The organism is Streptomyces sp. NPDC045955 (assembly GCF_056430805.1).
Genome location: NZ_JBWKKY010000021.1, coordinates 56,821 through 79,046, shown reverse-complemented (window position 1 = coordinate 79,046; position 22,226 = coordinate 56,821). Strand labels below are relative to the sequence as shown.

Below are 22,226 nucleotides of genomic sequence, written 5' to 3'. Positions count from 1 at the left end.
CTCAGACGCGGCTCAGCAATACCGCCAGACTAACCGGTCGGTATGTACCAGGGAAGGGGGTGGGGCAGCACCCTGGGGGCGCGGGGCTGTACCGATTTGCGGCTCCGCCGCGTGGGCGCGACCAGCCACCACGAAAGCGGCACACAACGGATCACGGAGGCCACCCATGCACCTGTCCAGACGAGGCCTGTTGGCCACAACCACGGCAGCTGTGTCACTGCCCGCGACAACCGCGGCAACAACCCAACGCCCCAGACGACTCCGCACCGGCTTCGAACGCCTCGCCCACGACGGCTATGCCCTGCTCGACGGCCAGAAGACCGGCATCGTCACCAACCCCACCGGCATCACCCGCGACGTCGGCCACATCGTCGACGTCATGCACGCAGACACCCGAGTGGATTTAAGGGCCGTCTTCGGCCCTGAACACGGCTTCCGCGGCACCGCCCAGGCCGGCGGCTCCGAAGGCCGCTACGACGACCCGGCGACCGGCCTGCCCGTCTACGACACGTACCTCAAGAGCGGACGGCCGCTCGCCGACATCTTCACCGCGTCCGGCGTGGACACGGTCGTGTTCGACATCCAGGACGCCGGCGCCCGCTTCTACACGTACATCTGGACCCTGTACGACTGCATGGAGGCCGCGCAGCTCGCCGGCAAGCGGTTCGTGGTCCTGGACCGGCCCAACCCGGTGACCGGCCGTGCGGCCCTCGGGCCCGTCCTGCACAAGGAGTTCGCCACGTTCGTCGGGCGGCAGCCCATCTCCCAGGCGCACGGCATGACCGTCGCCGAACTGGCGCGGCTGTTCAACGGGGAGTTCCTGACGCGGCCCGTACCGCTGGAGACCGTGCCGATGTCGGGCTGGAAGCGCTCGGACTTCTACGACGCCTCGGGGCTGCCCTGGGTGCCGCCCAGCCCGAACATGCCGACGCCGGAGACGGCCCTGGTCTTCTCGGGGACCTGCTTGTTCGAGGGCACGAACCTGTCGGAGGGGCGCGGCACGACCCGGCCGTTCGAACTGCTCGGCGCCGAGGGCATCGACCGGCGCTGGGCCGCCGCCGCGAACGGACTCGCCCTGCCCGGCGTGCGTTTCAGGGAGGCGTACTTCGCGCCCACCTTCTCGAAGTTCCAGGGCAGGACGATCGGCGGTGTGCAGGTCCATGTGCACGACCGGGACGTCTTCGATCCCGTACGGACGGGGATCGCCCTGCTCGTGACCGCCCGGAAGGTGTGGGACGGGTTCGCCTGGCGCCCCGACAACTGGATCGACAAGCTCACCGGCTCCGCGCGCGTGCGCACGATGATCGACGCGGGCGCGGACACCGACGAGGTCGTGGCGGGGTGGCAGGAGGAGCTGGCGGCGTTCCGGAGGATGCGGCGGAAGTACCTCCTCTACCGCTGAGCGCGGCAGCGCGCGCCCAATGCGCCCGTGACGTATGGCCAAGCTCCCCCGTTGGCAGGACGATGCACCACATCGCGGCGCAACCCGGGGGAACAGGGGGCCTGTCATGGCGGATCCGGCGTTGAGTGTGAGTCCCTACTGGGAGCTGACCTTCGACGCGGACGGGGACCCGGCGGGCCGCCCGCGCGACCGGCTGCTCGCCGGGGTGTCCGAACGGAAGGTGCGCGACCTGATCGTCTTCGCGCACGGCTGGAACAACGACCGCTCGGGTGCGACCCGGCTCTACGACAGCTTCCTCGCGCCGATTCCGCGGCTGGCCCCGGCCGCCCGGATCGGATACGTCGGGGTGCTGTGGCCGGCGATGCGGTTCTCCGACGAACCGATCCCGGACTTCCCGCGGGCCGTGGCGGCCGAGCTCCCCCGGCGGCCGGTGCTCGACAAGGGCACGCGGCACGCGTTGCTGGAGTCCTTCCCGGGCCGGGCGATCCTGGTCGAGCAGATCGCCCGGCTGCTGGAGCAGCAGCCGCCGGAGGAGGCCGAACTGGAGGAGTTCGGGCGGCTGGTGCGGCTGCTCGTGGAGGTGGTGGCGCCCGGGCCGCAGGCGCTGTTCGCGGCGGACACGGTGGCGGAGGGCGTGCCGCAGAGCGAGCCGGAGATGCTGGCCGGCTCCTCGGCGGCGGCCTGCGAGGAGTTCGCGCGGGCGCTGGCGGAGCTCGACGCGTCCGGAGGGCGGGCGGGGTTCGGCCTGCCCAACCCATGGGAGGGAGCGCAGGAGTTGCTGCGGCAGGCGACGTACTACGCGATGAAACGGCGTGCGGGAACCGTCGGCGAGCGCGGTCTCGGCCGGGTCGTCGGGCAGCTCGCGAAGGCGGCGCCGGACGTGCGCGTGCATCTCGTGGGGCACAGTTTCGGCGCGCGGCTGGTGTCGTTCGCGCTGCGCGGCCTCCCCGAGGGCGTGCGTACGGTGAAGTCGGTGACGCTGCTCCAAGGGGCGTTCTCGCACTACGCGTTCGCGGCCCGGCTGCCGCACGACGCGCGCGCCGGAGGGGTGCTCCAGGGGCAGCAGAACCGCGTCGACGGTCCGGTGGTGTGCTGCCACTCCCGGCACGACTCGGCCCTGGGCACGATGTATCCGCTGGCTTCCCGCATGGCGGGCGACAGCCGGTCGGTCGCCGGCCTCGACATGGGGCGGGCCCTGGGCGCCAAGTGGGGTGCGATGGGCTACGACGGGGTGCAGGCGGTGCCGGGCACGCGCGCGTACACCCTCGCCGAGGCCCTGCGGGCGAAGCTGCCCGGCTCGGGGTGCGTGAACGTGGACGCGGCGGCGGTGGTCAGACGCGGTGGCCCGCCCGCCGGCGCGCACAGCGACATCCTGCACGAGGAACTGGCCCGGCTGGTGCTGGCGGCGGGCCGTATCCGCTGACCCGCCGCCCGCGCCTGGGTCACCGGTGTGAGGTGAACTCCACGACCTGCTGGTAGGTCGGCCGGTTCTGCCAGCTGATCTTGCCGTGCTTGATGCCGCCGAGGGTGCGGTGGATGACGGAGTCGGCGCACCACTGGTCGCCCGCCGAGCACTGGTCGTCGCCGGGGTAGACCTGGGCCGCGGTCTTGCCGGCCGCCTCCTTCAGGGTGCCGACGAGGGTGTCACGGCAGGCGCCGAGGTCTCCGCCGCCGCAGTACTCGCGGGCCAGCGGCCCGCGCACCTGCTCGCCGAGCACGGCCCGGATGTCCTTGTCGACGTAGCTCCACCAGCCGTACTGGAAGGAGCTTCCGGCGTGCGACCCGGTCGGGCCGTGCGAGGCCGACGGGGACTCGTCGACGGGCAGGTTGGCGGTCATCGCCCCGAACAGCTCGCTGCCGAGGCCCGGTTCGAACTCGGCCTTCACCAGCAGCGGCCACCAGGCATCCAGGATGCGGATCGCGTCGGCGTCGGCGTACTTCTGGGATCCGGCCGAGGTCTCCGTGCGCTTGCCGCCCGCGGCGACCCACGCCTGGAGCTTGCTCACGGCGGCCGCGGCGGTGGGGTCGGTGACCGGCGAACTGTTCACGGCCTTCAGCAGCTTGGGCAGGACGTCCTCCGCCCGCAGGTCGGCCGTGGCCGCGTCGGCCATGGCCTTCACCAGCGAGGCCCTGGTCACCCCGCCCTGCTCGACCAGCTTCTTCACCCGGTCCTCCAGCAGGTTGCCGCGGTGCACGGAGCCGTTGCCCCAGGGCGCGGTCGTGTAGTCCTTGGCCTGCTTGTTGTTCCAGGAGATGTAGTAGTCCTGGTCGATGGAGTGGGGGTGGGCGGAGGGCGGGGTGTAGTCGGCCGTGTTGGTCGCCGGGTCCCAGCCGCGCCACTCGTACGCCGGCCGGGCCCACACCGGGAACTCGGCGTCCACGCCGTTCGCGCGCACCGGGTTGTCACCGCTGTTGTAGTACGCCGTGTGCTCGGAGTCGGCGTAGAACCAGTTGAAGGTGTAGTTGATGTGCTGCACCGCCTTCTGGAACGACTCGGGGCCCTTCACGTAGTCCGGGTCGTTCAGCATCTGGAAGCCGATGATGGAGTCGGCCTCGTGCATGAAGGACGAGCGCAGGGTGGTGTAGGCGACCTTCTTGCCGCCGACCGTGGCGCGGTACTCGACGGGTCCGTACTTCGTGCGCCACACGCGCATCGTGTACGAGCCGGCCGCGGTGCCGTCGGCGACCGTCGGCTTCCAGGCGTTCTTCTGCTCGATCTTCTCCATCGGCGTGCAGGTGCCGCGGTACAGGTAGTGGTGGTCGTCCTGGCACAGTTCGACGGCGAACGTGTCGATGATGTCCTGGCCGGAGGTGGTGGCGCTCCACGAGTAGTCCTGGCCGCGGCCGAGTTCGACGTACATGCTCAGGCCCGCGAAGGAGGCGCCGCGGGCGCTGATGCCCGGGCCCTGGAGCTCCTGGAGGAGCAGCAACTGGGGCGCGAAGTAGCCGGTCTGCGGGCCGAACACGGCGACCGGGTGGCCGCTGGCGGTGTGCTCGCCGCTGACCACGAGGGCGTTGGACATGCCGCGCTTGGCGGACGACAGGGCCGACTTGGCCGCCTCGCCGGACACGCCGGTGGCACTGGCCGTGGCCGCGCTGCCGGTGCGGTCGTAGACGAGCGGCTCCGGCTTCACCGACCCGGCGTCCGGCACGGCCGTGCCCTGCGGGTCGTCCGGCTTGGTCGCGTACGGGAAGCTGCCGTCGTGGACGGTGAGGACGGCCTCCGGGTCGTTGCGCTCGCGGAAGGACTCCCAGACCTTTGTCCCCTCCGCCACGCCGTACTTCTCCTGGGCGGCGAGCAGGGAGAGCGCGTTGTTGACCTCGCCGCCTCCGCCCGAGCCGAACAGCGCGCCGATGACGGATCCCAGCGCCACCATGTCGGTGATCTTGAAGCGCTCGATCTTCCCGGCGTTGGTGACTGAGTCCTTGTGCCCGGTGAGGACGTACTCACCGGGGAAGTACCGGCCGCTGTCGGAGGCGTCGATGTAGGCGTTGATGCCGTCGAGGTAGGCGCGGGCGTCGGCCAGGGCCTGCCTGCCGCGCTCGCCGTTGGTGGCGACGGCGTTGTCGATCTGTGCTTGGAGATCGGCCTCGCTGTAGGGCGCGTGCCGCCAGAACTGCTGTTCCAGGCCCTGGTTGGAGGGCGCGCCGCCCGCGAAGGAGGTCACCTGACCACGTCCGACGTGCCGGAAGACGTCCATCAGCCACAGCCGGTCCTGGGCGGCGGCGTAGCCGGCCCCGAACTCCGTGCCGTACCGGGTGGTGCCGGTGATGTGCGGCACGCCGGTCTTCTTGTCCCGGACGATCGTCACGTCACCGCGTCCGGCGGGTTTGACGGTGGAGGCGACCTGATCCGCCGGGACCCCGAACGACGCGTCGTTGAAGAAGTTGTTGATCTTGTCGTTGGTGAGCCCGGTGTAGCCCTTGGCGAGGTTGGCATAGGGCCCGAGCTGGTCCTCGGCGTGCTCGGGCTGGGTCCCGAAGGCCTGGTTCAGGAGGACCTGGGCCAGGGTGGCGTTGCCGTTCTGGCCGGGCGGGAGGATGTCCGAACACTGGTTGCCGCAGTGGTCGTTCGCCACCGCCGTGCCCTGCGCCGTCCCCGTCTCCGAGGCGGCCGCCTGTGACAGTGGCGACAAAAGACCCGCTATCAGCGCGCATACCGATGCGGTCTTCAGGAACCCGGGGATTCCGCGGGGAGTTCTCATCCTGTCGAGAACGGTGCGTGGGTTACGCCGTGGCATGTGGGGGGCTCCTCCCGACGGGGGTGGGCGGGATGTTACCGCCGGTATCCCCGGGATTGAAGATGAACAGGCGTCACTTTTTGGAGCCAGCACAACAGGCACACGGACCACGGCAGTCGACTCGGGGCCTCGTCGGACCGCTTATGGAGGCCATTTGAAATCGGATGGAGCCGATTCGCTTGTCGATACGTCTATTCGGCGACGTCCTTACGACGACGCCGAAGTGACCGGATTAGGTGCAGGTGTGACGGAGGTGCAGGACGATGGCCGGTTTCCGGAGTCTGGCGAGACAGGTCCGCGATCCGCGGTGCGATCTGGCACTGCGGCGCTATTCGCTGCGCAAGTGCCTTGAGAGGTTCGCCCCTTACGGGCACAGGGCGACCTGGGACCATCTGTGTTCCCGGGCCGGGTTCGGTCCCGAGGACCGGTCCCCCGATCCGGTGCGGCTCGTGGCCGCACTGGACGAACTGGAGGAGGCGCGGGCGGTCTGGCTGGCCTACGAGGTCGAGTTCGCCGAGCGCCGCAAGAAGGAGAAGCACGACGGACTGCGCCGGCCGGGCAGTGTGGACGACTGGCACCGGCTGACCTGGGGTGGTTTCGGCGTGGCGTGGTGCGACGATCCGGCGGTCCATCCCCGTGAACCGCTGGCCGAGGTGCTGCGCCGGCTGATCGCCGCGCTGGAGCGCGAACCGGGCTCGACGTGCCCGGTGTGCGGCGGGGAGCAACTCGCCTGGAAGTACGACCTGGACCACGAGCCCTCGGCGGGTCCGGTCTGCACGGACTGCGGAATTCTCGTACCGCGTCCGGTGCTCACGCCCGAAGCCCTGGCGGACGCCAGGCGGGCGAGGCTGTTGGTGTCGGCTTGACGAATGCGGGTGCGCGGGGGGTGCGCCGGGGATGCCGCACCCCCACTGTCAGTGGGTCCTGACACCATCGTCGACATGGTGCAGGTATGTCTGAACGGTCCGCGGACCGCCGCCGACGGTACGGCGGTGCCGCTGACGCCCGAGTCCATGGCCGATTCCGCCGTCGGCGCCGTCGCGGCCGGGGCCACGGACATCCATGTCCATCCCAAGACGCCGTGCGGGCGGGACACGTTGTCGCCGAGGGTGCTCGCGCGGACGCTGTCGGCGATTCGCTCGCGGGTGCGGGTGCCGGTGGGTGTGACCACGGGGGCGTGGGCCGAGCCGGATCCTGCCGCCCGGCTGGAGCGGATACGGAGCTGGACCGTTCTGCCCGACCACGCGTCGGTCAACTGGCATGAGCCCGGCGCGGAGGAGGTTGCCGGCCTGCTCTTGGATCGCGGGGTGGGTGTGGAGGCCGGCATCTGGTCCGGGACGGACGGTGCGGAGCGGTTCGTGCGGTCGCCGCTGGGGCCGAAGGTGCTGCGGGTCCTGGCCGAGGTGACGGACACGGCCCCTTCCAGTGCGGTGGCCTCTGCGCGGGGATTGTTGTCCGACCTTGGTACCGCCCATGGGCGTCCTGTGCTGCTGCACGGGGAGGACGGGGGTGCGTGGCCCGTGCTGCGGCTTGCGGGCGAGCTGGGCTTGGCGACGCGGGTCGGGGTGGAGGATGTGCTGGTCCTGCCGGATGGGAGGCGGGCCGGGTCCAACGCGGAGCTGGTTACGGCGGGGTGGGTGGAGTACGAGGCGGGTCGGCGGGGTGCTCGGCGTGGTCACTGAGGCCCGGTGGTTCCGCAGCCCGGCGGAACGGTTGCCGCTGCGCTGGGGGCACCTCCCAGGCCCTTGAGGCACTGGGGGAGGCACGACTGCCCGCGGCCAAGCAGGCCCCCGGCGCGACCCCGGCCCGCAGCCGGCCGCAGGCGCTACGCCCGCCCCCTGTCCACCAGCAGGCGTGAGCCCGCACGGCGTTCACCGAAGGCGTCGCCCGGGTTGGACAGGACGCATGTGTCGAGGGAGAGGCAGCCGCAGCCGATGCAGTCGGTGAGGTGGTCGCGGAGGCGGTTCAGCTGCTTGATGCGTTCGTCCAGTTCCGAGCGCCAGGTCTCGGACAGACGCGCCCAGTCCTCCCGGGTCGGCGTCCGCTCCTCGGGAAGCTGCGCCAGCGCCTCGCGGATCGTCGCCAGCGGAATGCCGACCCGTTGCGCGGCCCGGATGAAGGCCACCCTGCGCAGCGCGTCCCGCGCGTAGCGGCGCTGGTTGCCGGCGGTCCGGCGACTGCTGATCAGGCCTTTGGACTCGTAGAAGTGCAGGGCGGAAACGGCGGCCCCGCTGCGCGCCGCCAGCTGGCCGACCGTGAGCTCGTGGATCTTCTCTGAAATCTGGGGCACCCCTCGAACCCTACCCAGTCCGTTGACACGGCCCCCCGGAGCCGACCATGCTAAGCAGTCGCTTAGAGATTCAAGCGCACGCAGACTTCCTGACGCGAGAGGCCGGGACATGGCACAGCCGAGGATCTTCACGTCCGTCGACGACCTGAAGGCGGCGGTGGGCGAGCAACTGGGGTACACCGACTGGCTCGACATCGACCAGAAGCGGATCGATCTCTTCGCGGAGGCCACCGGCGATCACCAGTGGATCCACGTCGACCCGGAGAAGGCCGCCGCGGGCCCCTTCGGCACCACCATCGCCCACGGCTATCTCACCCTGTCGCTGCTCCCCCTCTTCGGACCGCAGCTGATCTCCGTCGAGGGCGTGAAGATGGGCGTCAACTACGGGACGAACAAGGTCCGTTTCCCCTCTCCCGTCCCCGTCGGCTCCCGGCTCCGCGCCACCGCGGCCATCAGCGCCGTCGACGACGTCCCCGGCGGCGTCCAGGTGACCGTCGCCTTCACCGTGGAACGCGAGGGCGGCGACAAGCCCGTCTGCGTCGCCGAGTCCGTCGCCCGCTACTACTTCTGACCTCGGCGGGCCGCCGCTCCGCCATCCCCCACCATCCGCAGGACGAGGTCGGCGTACAACGCGCCGACCTCGTCCGGCGTCCAGGGCCCGTTGACATTGAACCAACGGGCCACGTCGATGCAGAGCGAGAGAACAGCCAGGGTCGTGCCCTGCACGTCCAGCACGTCGAACTCACCGGCCGCGACGCCGTCCTCGATGATCCCCCGCACCTGGGCGTCACACTGCCGCCGCAGCGCGAGGATCTCGTCACGGGCGTCCGGGCCGAGCGAGTCCAGCTCGTACTGGACGACCCGGGCGGTGGTGCGTCCGCCGGCGTGCCAGCGGACGAAGGAGCTGACCGCACCCGCCAGGCGCTCACGGGCGGTGCCCTCCCGCCGTGACGCCGTCCGCAGGATCTCCAGGGCCTTCTCGTGCCCGATCCTGCTGATGCGGTGCAGCAGCTCTTCCTTGGTCTTGTAGTGGATGTAGAGCGCGGCCGGGCTCATCCCGGCGCGACCCGCGATGTCCCGGGTCGTCGTGGCGTGGTACCCGCGCTCGGCGAAGGCCTCCACCGCGGCGATCAGCAGCCGTCGCGCCGCGTCGGGCGTGACCTCGCCCCACGGCTGCGCCTCGCCGCCGGCCGTCTCCTCCGCCGTACTCATCACTCGCCCCTCTCCACCGACAGGGACAACACCATACCGCCGAAGGTGAGCGAGCGCTTAGTGAGACCGCCCGGTGCGCCCGCTCAGTGCTTCTCGTAGGGGCTGTACGTGGGCGCCGCCCCCGCCGTCCCGGCCGGTCCCTCCTGCCGGTCCCGGATCACCTTGGCGAGGGTGAAGGAGGAGGTGACCAGGTACAGGACGGCGATGGCGAGGAAGCCCCGCACCCAGGCGTCGGCGCTCAGCTGGTAGATGCCGATCGCGGTGGCCGCCATGGCGACGGCGAAGGAGGCGACGGCCTGACCGTAGAAGGCGGCCGTGTTCTGCTTGCTGCCCGGTATGTCACTCATGGAGGAAGCTTCCGGCGGACGTGGCCCGCGCCACATCCGCTGAAGTACTCAGGGGGGTACTCAGAACGCCGAGACCCCCGTCAGCGCACGCCCGATGACCAGCTTCTGGATCTGGCTCGTGCCCTCGTAGAGGGTCATCACGCGGGCGTCCCGCAGCAGCTTGCCCGCGGGGTACTCGTCGATGTAGCCGTAGCCGCCGAACACCTGGAGCGCGTTGTTGGCGGCGCGGACGGCCGCCTCCGAGGCGAACAGCTTGGCCTTGGACGACTCGACGGCGAACGGCCGGCCGCGGTCGATCAGGTCGGCGACCCGCCAGGTCAGCAGCCGCGCGGCGTCGACGTCCACGGCGATGTCGCTGATCAGTTCCTGGACCAGCTGGTGACGGGCGATGGTCTTGCCGAACTGCTCGCGCTCGCCCGCGTACCGCACGGCCGCGTCCAGCGCGGCCTGGGCTATGCCGACACAGCCCGCGGCGACCGACATCCGGCCCTTGGCGAGGGCGGACATGGCGACCGAGAAGCCCTTGCCCTCCTCCCCCAGCAGCGCCGCGGCGGGCACCCGCACGTCCTCCAGCACGAGCTCGGCCGTTGCCTGGCCGCGCAGCCCCAGCTTCCCGTGGATCGTGCGGCGCGTCAGGCCGGGCGTGCCGGTGGGGACCAGGAAGGCGGAGACACCCTTGTGGCCGGGGGCGTCGGTGGAGCGGGCGAAGAGCAGGACGACGTCGGCCCAGGTGCCGTTGGTGATGAACATCTTGGTGCCGTTGATGACGTAGTCGTCGCCGTCCCGCACCGCCCGCGTCGCGAGGTTGCCCGCGTCCGAGCCCGTGCCCGGCTCGGTCAGGCCGAAGCAGCCGACCGACTCACCGGACGTGAGCCGCGGCAGCCAGTGCCGCTTCTGCTCCTCGCTCCCCCAGGCGGCGACGGTCTTCGCGACGAGCCCCAGCGAGACGGAGACGATCCCGCGCACGGACGAGTCGCCCCGGCCGAGTTCCTCCGTGACCAGGCAGTACGCGAGGTGGTCGCCGCCGGAGCCGCCGTACTCCTCGTCGATCGTCAGGCCCAGGAAGCCGACCTCGCCGAGCTTCTCGACGATCGCGCGGTCGACTTCCTCGGCGCGGTCCCAGGCGACGGCGTTCGGGGCGATCTCGCGCTCGACGAAGTCCCGGGCGAGCTGCCGTACGGCGGTCTGCTCCTCGCTGAGCTCCAGGTTCACCACAAGCCACTCCACTTGAAAACCGTACATTTAAATTAGCACTGCTAGTTTCCCTCGGCAGCCCTACTATGTGCGCCATGGCCCGACCGCGCAAGCCCCTGCTCAGCACCGACCGGATCGTCGAGACGGCCCGCGCGCTCGTGGACGCGGAGGGCCTCGCGGCCGTCTCCACCCGCCGGCTCGCCGCGGAACTCGGGGTCAGCGGGCCCTCGCTCTACAACCACTTCCGCACCAAGGACGAGATCCTGGAGGCGGTGGCCGACTCGGTGAGCGGCCAGGTGGACCTGACGATGTTCCAGGACGGCCGGGACTGGCGGACCGCGTTGCAGGACTGGGCCGTCTCCTACAGGGCCGCACTGCGCGACCACCCGAACATCGTCCCGGTGCTGGCCCGCGGCCCCGGCCGCCGCCCGGCCGGGCTGCGCCTGGCGGACGCCGTCTACGGCGCGATGGTCGAGGCGGGCTGGCCGCCGGCGCAGGCCACGTCCATCGGCGCCCTGATGCGTTACTTCGTCATGGGCTCCGCGCTCGGTTCCTTCGCCGGGGGCTTCGTGGACGACGCGAGCGCCTACGACCCCGCGGACTACCCGCATCTCCAGCAGGCCCATCTCCTCGCCGAGCAGCAGGAGAAGATCGACGAGCGGGCCTTCGAGACCGGGCTGACGGCCCTGCTGGACGGGCTGGCCCGGCAGTACGAGCAGGTGCGGCGGGCCCCGTAGCACGAGGCGGCGGGACCCTTCGGCGGCGGCCGAAGTGTCCGTGTTCCATGCTGGGGACATGACGACGAGGGACCCGCAGGCCACGGCTCTGGCCCGGCTCGCCGCGCTGTTCGCGGACGAGACCCGGGCCGCGTGCCTGCTGGCGCTGCTCGACGGGCGGGCCTGGACCGCGGGCGAACTGGCGCGGCACGCGCGTGTCGCCGCGTCGACGCTGAGCGAGCACCTCGGCAGGCTCGTCGCGGGCGGGCTGCTCGCCGAGGAGCGGCAGGGCCGGCACCGGTACGTCCGGCTGGCCGACGCGCGGGTCGCGCAGCTGGTGGAGGACCTGGCGGCACAGGTCGTACCGGACAGGCCGGTACGGCCGCGCAATCTGCGCGAGTCCAGCGCCGGTTCGGCGATGGCCCGGGGCCGCACCTGCTACGACCATCTCGCCGGGCGGCTCGGCATCGCGGTCACGGACGCGCTGACGGCACGCGGGCTGCTGCAACAGGAGACCGGGTTCGCGCTCACCGACGCCGGGCTGGCGTGGTTCGAGTCGGCCGGCATCGGCCTCGACCGGCGTGGCCGGCGCCCCTTGGCCCGTGCCTGTCTCGACTGGACCGAACGCAGGCCCCATCTCGCGGGCGTCGCGGGCGCTGCCCTGTGCCGGCACGCCCTGGAGACGGGGTGGTGCGTGCGTATCGGCTCCGAGCGGGCCGTGAAGGTGACGGCGGCCGGTGAACGGGCCCTGTCCGAGCTGCTGGGCGTGGAGGCCGCGGCGCTGCACTGACCCCGGTCCTCACCGGACAAGCCCACCATCCGACGGGCCGCTGAAGCCCTGTCCGAAATTCGCGAGCGTCCCTCCCCTTTCCCCTCCTAGCCTCGGGATCATGATGAACCACACCCCTCCCCGCCCCGCTCGCCGGGCCGAGCTGCTGGCCGCCGGCGCGGCCGCGGTGACCGTCGTGCTGTGGGCTTCCGCCTTCGTCTCGATCCGCAGCGCCGGGGAGGCGTACTCGCCGGGCGCGCTGGCGCTCGGGCGGTTGCTGGCCGGGTCGCTGACGCTGGGGGTGATCTGTCTGCTGCGGCGGGAGGGGTGGCCGCCGCGCTCGGCCTGGCGCGGGATCGCCATATCGGGCCTGCTGTGGTTCGGCGTCTACATGGTCGTCCTCAACTGGGGTGAGCAGCAGGTCGACGCGGGTACGGCCGCGCTGGTCGTGAACACCGGGCCGATCCTCATCGCGCTGCTGGGCGCCCGGCTGCTCGGCGATCCGATGCCGCCGCGGCTGCTGGCGGGGATGGCGGTGTCGTTCACCGGTGCGGTGACCGTGGGACTGTCGATGTCCGGTGAGGGCGGTTCCTCGGTGCTCGGGGTGGTGCTGTGCCTGCTGGCGGCGGTCACGTACGCCGCCGGTGTCGTCGCGCAGAAGCCGGCGCTGGGCACGGCGAGTCCGTTGCAGGTGACGACGTTCGGCTGCCTGATCGGCGCGGTGGTCTGTCTGCCGTTCGCCGGGCAGCTCGTCCAGGAGGCCGCCGAGGCGCCGGCCTCCGCGACGCTCAACATGGTGTACCTGGGCGTCTTCCCGACCGCCCTGGCCTTCACGACGTGGGCGTACGCGCTGTCCCGGACGACCGCGAGCCGGATGGGCGCCACGACGTACGCGGCGCCCGCGCTGGTCGTCCTGATGTCCTGGCTGTTCCTCGGCGAGGTGCCGGGACTGCTCACGCTCGCCGGTGGTGTGCTGTGCCTGGCGGGTGTCGCGGTGTCCCGGTCGCGGTCACGGGCGGCGGCTCGGGCCGGGGATCCGGGAGCGGTTCCGGAGCCCCGGCCCGAGCGGACCGGGGGCTCAGCCCGCTGACTCGGCTTCCGCCTTGGCCTCGGGCGCGGTCTCGGGTTCCGCCGCACGCGCCCGGCCCGCGAGGACCTTGATCGAGAGCAGCGCTATCACCGAGAGGCCGATGATGTAGCCGGACACCGCCATCGAGGTGCCCGTCGCCTCCAGCAGCAGCACCATGACGAAGGGGGCGAGGCCGCCGCCCGCGACGGCCGCGATCTGGTAGCCGAGGGAGGCGCCGGTGTAGCGCATCTCGGGCGTGAACAGCTCCGCGAACAGCGCGGCCTGGGGGCCGTACATGATGCTCAGGAAGCAGCTGGCGACGAACGTGCCGACCGCGAGCCACAGCAGCGAGCCGGTGTCGATCAGCAGGAAGAGCGGCACGGCCCACAGCGCGATGCCGGCCGCCCCGAAGGCGTAGATCCGGATGCGGCCGACGCGGTCGGAGAGCGCGGCGGCGGCCGGGATCAGCACGAGCTGGGTGAGGCTGACGCAGAGCGAGACCATGAGCACCGGGCCCTTCTTCATGTCCAGCTCGCGGGTCGTGTAGTCGAGGACGCCGGTGATGAGGATGTAGAAGGTCGCGGTGTTCACGGCGAAGGAGCCGCCGGCGAGGAGCACCGTGCCGAGGTGGCCCCGCAGGATCGTGCGCAGCGGCGAGCTCTGCTCGGTCTTCTCCCGCTCCGCGAGGGCGCGTTCGGCCTCCCGGAACGCCGGGGTCTCCTCGACGCGGGTGTGGATGTACCAGGCGAGGGCGAGGACGAGCAGGCCGACCAGGAACGGCACGCGCCAGCCCCAGGCCGCGAACGCCGAGTCGGTGGTGAGCGCGCCGGCGAGCAGGAAGACCGTGTTGGCGGTCACCACGCCGATGGGGACGCCGAGCTGGACGACACTGCCGTAGACGCCGCGCTTGCCCTCCGGGGCGTACTCGGTGGCCAGGAGCATCGCGCCGCCCCACTGGGCGCCGACGGCGACGCCCTGCGCGACGCGGAGCAGGACGAGCAGGATCGGGGCGGCGACGCCGATCGTGTCGTACGTCGGCAGCAGGCCGATGCCGGTGGTGGCCACGCCCATCAGCGTGAGCGCGAGGACCAGCATCGGCTTGCGGCCGCGCTTGTCGCCGAGGTGGCCGGCGACGATGCCGCCGAGGGGGCGGGCGAGGAAGCCGACGGCGAACGTGGCGAAGGAGGCCAGCACGCCGGCGCTGGGGCTGCCGGCGGGGAAGTAGAGGTCGCCGAGGACGAGGGCGGCGGCGATGCCGAAGACGAAGTAGTCGTACCACTCGACGGCCGAGGCGAGGGCCGCTGCGGTGGCGACGCGGCGGCGGTTGCCCGCGGCGGGCGCGGTGGAGGTGTGCGGCTCGGCGGAAGGCGGCTGAGCGGAAGGGGCCGTGTCCATGCGGTGCACGCTCCGGTGGGTGCGGGGACGGAACGGGGGGTGACTCGATGGTCCGGGGAACGTACTGACCGGACGGTATGGACGTCAACGGGTCGGACACCAGGACTTTTGCCTGTACGTGGCACTCAGTGTGCGGCCGGGCATGCCTCGGACCCCGGCCTCGCGCGGAGGCCGGGGTGCGGGTGGGACCGGACTAGAAGACGACCAGCGCGCGGCCGCCCTTGCCGGCCAGCATGTTCTCGAAGGCCGCCGGGATGCCGTCCAGGGAGATGCGTTCGGTCACCAGGGCGGTCAGGTCCAGACGGCCCGCCCGGACGTGATCGGCAAGGACCGGGAGGTCCTGCGCGGGGTCGGAGTTGCCGTAGACGCAGCCGGAGAGGGTGCGGCCCCAGTGGAAGATCTCCAGGGCGTTGAAGGTGACCTTCTGGTCCTTGCCGCCGATGCCGACGACCGTGGTGCGGCCGCCGCGCCGGGTGGAGTCCCAGGCCGTGCGGATGGTGACCGCGCGGCCGGCGCACTCGACGGCCACGTCGACGCCCTGCTTGCCGGTGAGGCCGCGGATCTCCCTGGCCGTGGTGTCGGAGGCGACGAGGTAGTCGGTGGCTCCGGCGGTCCTCGCCAGTTCCTCCTTCGCCGGGGACACGTCCACGGCGATGATCTTGGAGGCCCCCGCGATCCGGGCCGACTGCAGGGCCGCGAGCCCCACTCCCCCGACGCCGAACACCGCGACCGTCTCGCCCTGCCGGACGCGGGCCGAGTGGTGGACGGCGCCGTAGCCGGTGAGGACGGCGCAGCCGAGGAGGGCCGCGTCGGTGAGCGGGACGCCGTCCGGGGCGGGCAGTACGCAGGACGCGGAGACGACCGTCTCCTCGGCGAACGCGGCGACGTTCAGGCCGGGGTGGAGGTCGGTGCCCTCGGTGGTGCGGGCGTAGACGTCGGCGGCGCCGCTCAGGGCGTCGGCGCACAGCCAGACCTCGCCGAGCGAGCAGGCGTGGCAGCTGCCGCAGGACGGGGCCCAGTTGAGGACGACCCCGTCACCGGGCGCGACGTGACCGACGCCGTCGCCGACGGCGACGACCGTGCCGGCGCCCTCGTGGCCGAGGACGGCGGGGACGGGCACGCGCATGGTGCCGTTGGACAGGGACAGGTCGGAGTGGCAGACCCCGGCGGCGGCGAGCCGGACGCGGACCTGGCCGGGCCCGGGGTCGGGCAGGTCGATGCCGGTGATCTCCAGCGGGGAGCCGACGGCGGGCAGGACGGCGGCGCGGACAGCCATGACGGAAGGGACTCCCCTGGTTCTAGAACTGGAGGGACTTGGTCTGGAGGTACTCGGCCAGGCCGTGCACGCCGAGCTCGCGGCCCACGCCGGACTGCTTGTAGCCGCCGAAGGGGGCGAGGGGGTTGAAGCGGCCGCCGTTGATGTCGACCTGGCCGGTCTCCATCCGGCGCGCGAAGGCCACCGCCTCGGCCTCGTCACCGGCCCAGACGGCGCCGGCCAGGCCGTAGACCGTGCCGTTGGCGATCCGCAGGGCGTCCTCCTCGTCCTCGTAACGGAGGATCGACAGGACCGGGCCGAAGATCTCCTCCTGCGCGATGGTCATGTCCGGGGTGACGTCGGCGAAGACGGTCGGGCTGACGAAGTACCCCTTCTCGCGCGGGACTTCGGGGCCGCCGGCGACCAGACGGGCGCCCTCCGCGACGCCCTTCTCGATGTAGCCGCGCACGCGGGCCTGCTGCTTGGCGTTGACGACGGGGCCGATGCGCTCGCCGTACTTGGCGGCGGCCGTCGCGGCGAGCCCGACCGCCTCGTCGTACTGGTCGCGGTGGACCAGCATCCGCGTCCACGCGCTGCACGTCTGCCCGGAGTTGGACATGACGTTGGCGACACCGACATGGACCGCCTTGGCGAGGTCGGCGGTCGGGAGGATGACGTTGGCCGACTTGCCGCCGAGTTCGAGGGCGACCTTCTTGACCTGCCCGGCGGCGATCGCGGCGATGCGCCGGCCGACGGCGGTGGAGCCGGTGAAGGAGACCAGGTCGACGCCGGGGTGCTCGGCGAGGGCCTGGCCTGCGACCGGGCCGAGGCCGGTGACCAGGTTGAAGACGCCCGCCGGGAGGCCGGCCTCGTGCACCGCGTCCGCGAACAGGCGGGCGACCAGCGGGGTGTCCTCGGCGGGCTTCACGACGATCGTGCAGCCCGCCGCGAGGGCCGGCGCGACTTTGGCGACGATCTGGTGCAGCGGGTAGTTCCAGGGCGTGATCGCGGCCACGACACCGACCGGCTCGTGGTGCACGACCGAGTTGCCGGTCTTCTCCTCGAAGGCATACGTCGCCGCGAGCTCGGCGTAGGAGCCCGCGACCGCGATCGGCACGGCCGCGTGGACGGCCTGGGAGAACTTCAGGGGCGAGCCGAGTTCGGCGGTGACGGTCTCGGCGATCTCGTCCGCGCGGGCCGTGAGCACGTCCCGCAGGGCGGCCAGGCGCGCCGCGCGCTCGGCGGGCGGGGTCGCGGCCCAGTCCGGGAGGGCGGCGCGCGCGGCCCGCACAGCGGCGTCGACGTCCTCGGCGGTGCCGGCCGGGACCGTGCCGATGACCTGCTCGTCGGCCGGGTTCACGACCTCGATCACGTCCTGGCCGGCGGCGGGGCGCCAGGCGCCCTGGATGTACATGCCGTCGTATGCCTTCATCGTGCTTCCTCCGGGGCGGGGCGTCGTCGTCCGGTACATAAACTAGCGACGATAGTTTTCTGGCGCCAGACGTGACGGGGTGCCGGGTGCCTGGTCCCAGGTCAAGGTCCGGGGTCCCAGGTCCGGGTCCGAGGTCCGGGGTACGGGTCATCACAGCACGGCCGGGGCCCCGCCCGGGTGTGCGGCTCCTCACTCCCCCAGGTCGGGCAGGCGCGCCGGGTGCGGGCAGATGCGGTCGCCGTGCCGGTCGAAGACGAAGAGGTGGGCGAGGTCGACCAGGAGCGGCACCTGCATGCCGTGGCGGAGGGCGAGGTCGGGGGTGGTGCGGACGATGAGGTCGCCGGGCAGGCGGGGCTCGGCGGACGGCGGCCGTACTCCGGCGTCCCCGGGGTCGTCCAGGGTCACGACGGGTCCGGCCCGTCCGGCTCCGGTCCGCTCCCGCAGGCGGGTGAGGACCGAGGCCTCGCGGCGGCGGCGCCGGGCGGGGCGGCCGGGGCGGGGGCGCGGGGCCTCCAGTTCGGGCACGACGGCGGGGCTGGAGCCGGTGTTGAAGTGGACGAGGATCTCGTGCCCCTGGAACTCCACGTGCTCGACCAGGCCGGTGATCGGCACCTCGCCGGGGCGGGCCGCGGAGTGCTTGGCGATCCGGACGGCCTCCGAGCGCAGGCCCACGATGACCTCGCGGCCCTGCTCGACGCGCAGCAGCTGATGGTCCAGGGAGAGCGGCTCGGGCAGGCGCAGGAACTGCTTGCCCAGGCTGATGGTCATCGCGCCGTCCAGCGGGGCGCGCACCAGGCCGCGCAGCAGGTTGATGCGCGGGGTGCCGATGAAGGCGGCGACGAAGACGTTGCTGGGCAGCGCGTAGACGGCCCGCGGGCTGTCGACCTGCTGGAGCACGCCGCCGCGCAGGACCGCGACCCGGTCGCCGAGCGACATGGCCTCGGCCTGGTCGTGGGTGACGTAGATCGTGGTGACGCCCAGCTCCTTGGTCAGCTGGGAGATCTCGGCGCGCAGATGGGTGCGGAGCTTGGCGTCGAGGTTGGACAGCGGCTCGTCCATCAGGAAGGCGGAGGGGTGGCGGGCGATGGCCCGGCCCATGGCGACCCGCTGGCGTTCACCGCCGGAGAGCTGGCCGGGCAGTCGGTCGAGGAGGTCCTCGATGCCCAGCATCCGGGCGGTGGCGTCCACGCGCGGCCCGGGGTCCGTGCCCGGGGCCTCGATCCGCAGCGGGAAGCCGATGTTGGCGCGGCTGGTCATGTTCGGGTAGAGGGCGAAGTTCTGGAAGACCATCGCCATGTCCCGCCCGGACGGCGGCAGGTCGTTGGCGTACTGGCCGTCGAGCAGCAGCTCGCCCTCGTCGATCTCCTCCAGGCCGGCGATCATCCGGAGCACGGTCGACTTGCCGCAGCCGGACGGGCCGAGCAGCACGAGGAACTCGCCCGGCGTGATGTCCAGCGACAGCCGGTCCACCACGCGGGCGCCTCGCGTGTAGGCCTTGCTCACGTCGTGCAGGGAGATGGCGCGTGTCATGGGTGCCCCCGAGGGGTCATCAGGGCGCTGGTGCTCCGCGGTCGGAAGCCCCGTGCGGCTCGTACGGGGCTGTGGGTCACGGAAGTTAACGGAATGTACGCGGCCGGGGGAAGACACCTGCCGGAATCCGGGCGTTCCGTCCAGCTGGTGAGAAGGCGGACGGGGGTCGGTGGACGCCGGTGAGGTGGGCCAAGACCATGACGTTCCCGGAGCAGCCCTTCCTGCCCAGCTGCCGCCGCGGGTGATCAGACGCAGCTCGGGGCGGCCCCGGGCGCCGTACACCTCCTGGCTCGGGAAGTGCGCCTTCTCGGCCGACCAGCTTGGGATCGTCCTCCGGGGGCCCGGTACCGATACGGGTCGACGCTGACCATGAAGTCGAGCGATTCGAGCGCCCTGTCGAGCCGGTCGCCGTCGGGTGCGGAGAGCACGGGGTTGGCGGCGACGGCGAGGAGCGCGCGCACCGGCTCGCCCTCCTCGGTGGCGGTGTCGATCTCCTCCGCGAGGGCGCTGCTGCCGCTGTCGCGACCGCGCCCTACGACGCGTCAGGTATCGCTCTTCCGGCGGAGCCGCACCCTCGACCGGCGGGCCTCACCCGGAACTCCTCCCGCCTCGCCCGGATCCCCCAGATCCCCCGACTCCCCCGGCTCCCCCGGCTCCCCCGGCTCCCCCGGTTCTTCCGACTCCCGCGACTCCCCCCGCGACCGCATCGCGACCCCCGAGGACAGCAGCAACAGCACCCCGAGCATCACGAACGGCGCCGCCACCCCCGCGACCCCGGCGATCAGCCCGGCCGCGGCGGGCGCGGCGACCTGGCCGAGCCGGTTGCCGGTGAGGCGCAGCGCCAGGGCCGTGGAACGGGCCTCGTCGGGGGCGGCCTGGACCACCGTCGTCATGGACAGCGGCTGCCCCACCCCGAGGCAGAAGCCGAGCAGCACCAGCAGCAGGCCGAGCGCCCACACCGGCATCGGCAGGGCGATGCCCGCGCACAGCAGGGCCGCCAGCAGACAGGTCACCATGAGCAGCAGGGTGCGGCCGAGCAGCCGCAGCAGGGGCGTCAGCACCAGGCGGCACGCGATGGTGGCCGCCGCGCGCAGGCTGAGCAGGACGCCGATCACGGACGGCGCGATCCCCCGGTGCTCGCCGACCACCGGAAGGTACGCGGTGAGGATGTCGGTCGCGGACAGCACCGCGAGGCTGATGAGGATGCCGGCCGGCACGCCCCGGGTGCGCAGGATGCGCCGGACCGGGACACGGTCGTCCTTCTCCGCGCGGGACGTGGCAGCCGTACGGCGGTGCTCGATGCGCCACAGCGAGGTGAACGCGACCGCCCCGATCGCGCCCGCCACGATCAGGGCGAGCGCGCTCGTGCCCGTCATGTCGTCACCGCCGATCACCGCGCCCGCGGCGATGGGCCCGACCAGCTGGCCGAGCGCGGCGCCGATGGTGAAGTGGCCGAAGTTACGGTCCTGTTCGTGCGGCGCGGACTGGCGGGCGACGAGGGACTGGGAGCCGATGACGAAGCAGAGGTGACCGAGGCCCATCACGCCGCTCCACAGGGCCATCGCCCACAGGGAGTTCGCGAGGCCGCTGAGCGCGCAGCCGCCGGATATGAGGACCACGCCGATGGGCAGCAGGGGCGCGCAGCGGCCGTGGTCGGTGCGGCGGCCCAGGGGCACTGCGGCGAACAGCGGCAGCAGCGCGTACACACCCGCGATCACACCGACCGCACGCTCGTCCGCGCCCAGCGCGAGGGCCCGGTAGGAGACGGCGGGCCGGGCCATCGACACCGCCCCCTGCGCGAAGCTGAAGGCGATGACGAGGCGGAGCAGCCAGCCGCGGTTCCCACCGGGCCTCACGATGACGTCCTCCATGCGGTGGTCAGATGATCCCGAAGAGCATGCCCGCCCCGAGGATGACCAGACAGGTGAGGGCGGCCCACTTCACGACGAACTTCGTGTGGTCGCCGAACTCCACCTTGGCCATGCCGACCAGGACGTACACGGCCGGGACGAGCGGGCTGGACATGTGCAGCGGCTGGCCGACGAGGGAGGCGCGGGCCATCTCCAGCGGGGAGACACCGTGCGCGGCGCCGGCCTCGGCGAGGACGGGCAGGACACCGAAGTAGAAGCCGTCGTTCGACATGAAGTACGTCAGCGGAAGGCTGAGGATGCCGGTGACCAGCGCCATGTGCGGGCCCATGCTGCCGGGGATGACGTCCACCATCCACTTGGCCATGTGGTCGACCATGCCGGTGCCCTGCAGGACGCCGGTGAAGACGGCGGCGGCGAAGACCATGCCGGAGACGTTCAGGACGTTCTCGGCGTGGGCGGCGATGCGGGCCTTCTGGTCCGGGATGTGCGGGAAGTTGACGGTGAGCACGAGCGCGGCGCCGAGCAGGAACAGCACCGGGATCGGCAGCAGCTCCATGATCATGGCGGTGAGCAGGCCGACCGTGAGCAGCGCGTTGAACCAGTACAGCTTGGGGCGCAGCGTGGCGCGGTGGGGGTCGAGGCCCTGGAAGTCGTCGCTCTGCTCGTCGGCGTCCGTGCCGGAGCCGGCACCGCCCGCGACGCTCTTGCGCATGTCGACCTTGCCGTCGCCGGAGCCGCCGGCGCCCACGAGGACCGTCTCGCTCTCCTTCTCCTCGACCTTCTCCTCCACCAGCACCTCGTCCAGCGTCAGCACGCCCAGCCGCCGGCGCTCGCGCACACCCAGGACGTAGGAGAGGACGAAGACGAAGAGCAGGCCCACCAGGAGCGCCGGGATCATCGGGACGAAGATGTCGCTGGCGTCGAGCTTGAGCGCGGTCGCGGCGCGGGCGGTCGGGCCGCCCCAGGGGAGGGTGTTCATCACGCCGTTGGCCATGGCGGCGACACCGGTCATCACGACCAGGCTCATCTTCAGGCGCTTGTACAGCGGGTACATCGCCGAGACGGTGATCATGAAGGTGGTGGAGCCGTCGCCGTCCAGCGACACGATCGCGGCGAGCACTGCGGTGCCGACGACGATCCGCATCGGGTCGGCTTTGCAGAACTTGAGGATGCCGCGGACGACCGGGTCGAAGAGACCGACATCGATCATCACACCGAAGTAGACGATCGCGAACATGAGCATCGCCGCAGTGGGGGCGAGGTCGGTCACGCCGTCGAGGACGTAGTCGCCGAGCTTGGCGCCCTTGCCGACGAACACGCAGAACAGCGCGGGAATCAGCACGAGCGCCGCGATCGGCGACATCTTCTTCATCATGATCAGGACCAGGAAGGTCGCGATCATGGCGAAGCCGAGGATGGTCAGCATGAGTGGATACCTAACGTTCGCCCTTGAACATCCCACCAGGGCCGGCGGTGTCCGAGACGTTAGGTGCGTTCAAGCAG

At 71.8% G+C, this 22,226-nt stretch carries 19 protein-coding genes and 1 pseudogene; 8 read left to right on the top strand and 12 right to left on the bottom strand.

Features of this window, described 5'->3' with window-relative positions; translation table 11 throughout:
- Positions 1 to 166 precede the first annotated feature (166 nt).
- Together AC07F0_RS32565 and AC07F0_RS32560 are read left to right on the top strand one after the other, a co-directional pair.
- Positions 167 to 1,402, top strand: a complete 1,236-nt coding sequence (locus AC07F0_RS32565) for an exo-beta-N-acetylmuramidase NamZ family protein (protein ID WP_478983572.1) — start codon at positions 167 to 169, stop codon at positions 1,400 to 1,402.
- A 106-nt stretch (positions 1,403 to 1,508) separates the two neighbouring features.
- Positions 1,509 to 2,825, top strand: coding sequence for a serine-threonine protein kinase (locus AC07F0_RS32560; RefSeq protein WP_478983571.1), 1,317 nt, complete (start codon positions 1,509 to 1,511; stop codon positions 2,823 to 2,825).
- Positions 2,826 to 2,844: 19 nt separating this feature from the next.
- Here AC07F0_RS32560 and AC07F0_RS32555 read toward each other — a convergent pair whose 3' ends face one another.
- The gene (locus tag AC07F0_RS32555; protein ID WP_478983570.1) at positions 2,845 to 5,643 is read right to left on the bottom strand and encodes a penicillin acylase family protein; all 2,799 of its coding nucleotides are present in this window, start codon (positions 5,641 to 5,643) and stop codon (positions 2,845 to 2,847) included.
- A gap of 263 nt (positions 5,644 to 5,906) precedes the next feature.
- Here AC07F0_RS32555 and AC07F0_RS32550 point away from each other — a divergent pair, with 263 nt between their 5' ends.
- Positions 5,907 to 6,509, top strand: coding sequence for a hypothetical protein (locus AC07F0_RS32550; protein ID WP_478983569.1), 603 nt, complete (start codon positions 5,907 to 5,909; stop codon positions 6,507 to 6,509).
- 75 nt (positions 6,510 to 6,584) lie between these two features.
- Positions 6,585 to 7,325: a 3-keto-5-aminohexanoate cleavage protein gene (locus AC07F0_RS32545; protein WP_478983568.1), complete on the top strand. Its 741-nt coding sequence runs from the start codon at positions 6,585 to 6,587 to the stop codon at positions 7,323 to 7,325.
- Positions 7,326 to 7,468: 143 nt separating this feature from the next.
- Here the strand turns inward: AC07F0_RS32545 and soxR are convergent, their stop codons facing one another.
- Positions 7,469 to 7,933 (bottom strand): redox-sensitive transcriptional activator SoxR, encoded by a 465-nt coding sequence (gene soxR, locus AC07F0_RS32540; protein WP_478983567.1) that lies wholly within the window; start codon positions 7,931 to 7,933, stop codon positions 7,469 to 7,471.
- A gap of 109 nt (positions 7,934 to 8,042) precedes the next feature.
- Between soxR and AC07F0_RS32535 the strand changes: the two genes are divergently transcribed.
- On the top strand, positions 8,043 to 8,504 hold the full coding sequence (locus tag AC07F0_RS32535; protein WP_436730501.1) for a MaoC family dehydratase: 462 nt from the start codon (positions 8,043 to 8,045) through the stop codon (positions 8,502 to 8,504).
- Here AC07F0_RS32535 and AC07F0_RS32530 read toward each other — a convergent pair.
- The 3 genes from AC07F0_RS32530 to AC07F0_RS32520 all read right to left on the bottom strand — a co-directional run bounded on the left by AC07F0_RS32530 (position 8,495) and on the right by AC07F0_RS32520 (position 10,704).
- Positions 8,495 to 9,145: a TetR/AcrR family transcriptional regulator gene (locus AC07F0_RS32530; protein ID WP_478983566.1), complete on the bottom strand. Its 651-nt coding sequence runs from the start codon at positions 9,143 to 9,145 to the stop codon at positions 8,495 to 8,497. The two genes, AC07F0_RS32535 and AC07F0_RS32530, sit on opposite strands and share 10 nt — an antisense overlap.
- Positions 9,146 to 9,228: 83 nt before the next feature.
- Positions 9,229 to 9,492 (bottom strand): YiaA/YiaB family inner membrane protein, encoded by a 264-nt coding sequence (locus AC07F0_RS32525; protein WP_478983565.1) that lies wholly within the window; start codon positions 9,490 to 9,492, stop codon positions 9,229 to 9,231.
- Positions 9,493 to 9,552: 60 nt separating this feature from the next.
- Positions 9,553 to 10,704 (bottom strand): acyl-CoA dehydrogenase family protein, encoded by a 1,152-nt coding sequence (locus tag AC07F0_RS32520; RefSeq protein WP_478983605.1) that lies wholly within the window; start codon positions 10,702 to 10,704, stop codon positions 9,553 to 9,555.
- Positions 10,705 to 10,781: 77 nt separating this feature from the next.
- Between AC07F0_RS32520 and AC07F0_RS32515 the strand changes: the two genes are divergently transcribed.
- The 3 genes from AC07F0_RS32515 to AC07F0_RS32505 all read left to right on the top strand — a co-directional run bounded on the left by AC07F0_RS32515 (position 10,782) and on the right by AC07F0_RS32505 (position 13,261).
- Positions 10,782 to 11,423 carry a TetR/AcrR family transcriptional regulator gene (locus AC07F0_RS32515; protein WP_478983564.1) on the top strand — a complete coding sequence of 214 codons (642 nt, stop codon included), beginning with the start codon at positions 10,782 to 10,784 and terminating at the stop codon, positions 11,421 to 11,423.
- A 58-nt stretch (positions 11,424 to 11,481) separates the two neighbouring features.
- Positions 11,482 to 12,192, top strand: a complete 711-nt coding sequence (locus AC07F0_RS32510) for an ArsR/SmtB family transcription factor (RefSeq protein WP_478983563.1) — start codon at positions 11,482 to 11,484, stop codon at positions 12,190 to 12,192.
- A gap of 100 nt (positions 12,193 to 12,292) precedes the next feature.
- Positions 12,293 to 13,261: a DMT family transporter gene (locus AC07F0_RS32505; protein ID WP_478983562.1), complete on the top strand. Its 969-nt coding sequence runs from the start codon at positions 12,293 to 12,295 to the stop codon at positions 13,259 to 13,261.
- On the opposite strand, the gene AC07F0_RS32500 is transcribed toward AC07F0_RS32505, so the two are convergent.
- The 7 genes and pseudogenes from AC07F0_RS32500 to AC07F0_RS32470 all read right to left on the bottom strand — a co-directional run bounded on the left by AC07F0_RS32500 (position 13,250) and on the right by AC07F0_RS32470 (position 22,149).
- Complete coding sequence (locus AC07F0_RS32500; RefSeq protein ID WP_478983561.1) at positions 13,250 to 14,635, bottom strand: MFS transporter; 1,386 nt, start codon at positions 14,633 to 14,635, stop codon at positions 13,250 to 13,252. The two genes, AC07F0_RS32505 and AC07F0_RS32500, sit on opposite strands and share 12 nt — an antisense overlap.
- A gap of 193 nt (positions 14,636 to 14,828) precedes the next feature.
- The gene (locus AC07F0_RS32495) at positions 14,829 to 15,911 is read right to left on the bottom strand and encodes a Zn-dependent alcohol dehydrogenase (RefSeq protein WP_478983560.1); all 1,083 of its coding nucleotides are present in this window, start codon (positions 15,909 to 15,911) and stop codon (positions 14,829 to 14,831) included.
- 22 nt (positions 15,912 to 15,933) lie between these two features.
- Positions 15,934 to 17,322: an aldehyde dehydrogenase family protein gene (locus AC07F0_RS32490; protein ID WP_478983559.1), complete on the bottom strand. Its 1,389-nt coding sequence runs from the start codon at positions 17,320 to 17,322 to the stop codon at positions 15,934 to 15,936.
- 189 nt (positions 17,323 to 17,511) lie between these two features.
- On the bottom strand, positions 17,512 to 18,852 hold the full coding sequence (locus AC07F0_RS32485; protein ID WP_478983558.1) for an ABC transporter ATP-binding protein: 1,341 nt from the start codon (positions 18,850 to 18,852) through the stop codon (positions 17,512 to 17,514).
- Between the two features lie 350 nt (positions 18,853 to 19,202).
- Positions 19,203 to 19,361 (bottom strand): annotated as a pseudogene (locus tag AC07F0_RS32480) (oxidoreductase, molybdopterin-binding protein); the annotation flags it as partial.
- Positions 19,362 to 19,394: 33 nt separating this feature from the next.
- Positions 19,395 to 20,708 carry an MFS transporter gene (locus AC07F0_RS32475; RefSeq protein ID WP_478983557.1) on the bottom strand — a complete coding sequence of 438 codons (1,314 nt, stop codon included), beginning with the start codon at positions 20,706 to 20,708 and terminating at the stop codon, positions 19,395 to 19,397.
- A gap of 22 nt (positions 20,709 to 20,730) precedes the next feature.
- The gene (locus AC07F0_RS32470) at positions 20,731 to 22,149 is read right to left on the bottom strand and encodes a CitMHS family transporter (RefSeq protein ID WP_478983556.1); all 1,419 of its coding nucleotides are present in this window, start codon (positions 22,147 to 22,149) and stop codon (positions 20,731 to 20,733) included.
- Between the last annotated feature and the right edge of the window lie 77 nt (positions 22,150 to 22,226).

Excerpts from the sequence above, each read along its gene's own strand:
- AC07F0_RS32555 (WP_478983570.1), bottom strand. The coding sequence starts at position 5,643 with ATGCCACGGCGTAACCCACGCACCGTTCTCGACAGGATGAGAACTCCC.
- AC07F0_RS32490 (WP_478983559.1), bottom strand. The coding sequence starts at position 17,322 with ATGAAGGCATACGACGGCATGTACATCCAGGGCGCCTGGCGCCCCGCC.
- AC07F0_RS32550 (WP_478983569.1), top strand. The coding sequence starts at position 5,907 with ATGGCCGGTTTCCGGAGTCTGGCGAGACAGGTCCGCGATCCGCGGTGC.
- AC07F0_RS32530 (WP_478983566.1), bottom strand. The coding sequence starts at position 9,145 with ATGAGTACGGCGGAGGAGACGGCCGGCGGCGAGGCGCAGCCGTGGGGC.
- AC07F0_RS32535 (WP_436730501.1), top strand. The coding sequence starts at position 8,043 with ATGGCACAGCCGAGGATCTTCACGTCCGTCGACGACCTGAAGGCGGCG.
- AC07F0_RS32525 (WP_478983565.1), bottom strand. The coding sequence starts at position 9,492 with ATGAGTGACATACCGGGCAGCAAGCAGAACACGGCCGCCTTCTACGGT.
- AC07F0_RS32515 (WP_478983564.1), top strand. The coding sequence starts at position 10,782 with ATGGCCCGACCGCGCAAGCCCCTGCTCAGCACCGACCGGATCGTCGAG.
- AC07F0_RS32470 (WP_478983556.1), bottom strand. The coding sequence starts at position 22,149 with ATGCTGACCATCCTCGGCTTCGCCATGATCGCGACCTTCCTGGTCCTG.
- AC07F0_RS32560 (WP_478983571.1), top strand. The coding sequence starts at position 1,509 with ATGGCGGATCCGGCGTTGAGTGTGAGTCCCTACTGGGAGCTGACCTTC.
- AC07F0_RS32545 (WP_478983568.1), top strand. The coding sequence starts at position 6,585 with ATGGTGCAGGTATGTCTGAACGGTCCGCGGACCGCCGCCGACGGTACG.
- AC07F0_RS32565 (WP_478983572.1), top strand. The coding sequence starts at position 167 with ATGCACCTGTCCAGACGAGGCCTGTTGGCCACAACCACGGCAGCTGTG.
- AC07F0_RS32495 (WP_478983560.1), bottom strand. The coding sequence starts at position 15,911 with ATGGCTGTCCGCGCCGCCGTCCTGCCCGCCGTCGGCTCCCCGCTGGAG.
- AC07F0_RS32510 (WP_478983563.1), top strand. The coding sequence starts at position 11,482 with ATGACGACGAGGGACCCGCAGGCCACGGCTCTGGCCCGGCTCGCCGCG.
- AC07F0_RS32500 (WP_478983561.1), bottom strand. The coding sequence starts at position 14,635 with ATGGACACGGCCCCTTCCGCTCAGCCGCCTTCCGCCGAGCCGCACACC.
- AC07F0_RS32505 (WP_478983562.1), top strand. The coding sequence starts at position 12,293 with ATGATGAACCACACCCCTCCCCGCCCCGCTCGCCGGGCCGAGCTGCTG.
- AC07F0_RS32485 (WP_478983558.1), bottom strand. The coding sequence starts at position 18,852 with ATGACACGCGCCATCTCCCTGCACGACGTGAGCAAGGCCTACACGCGA.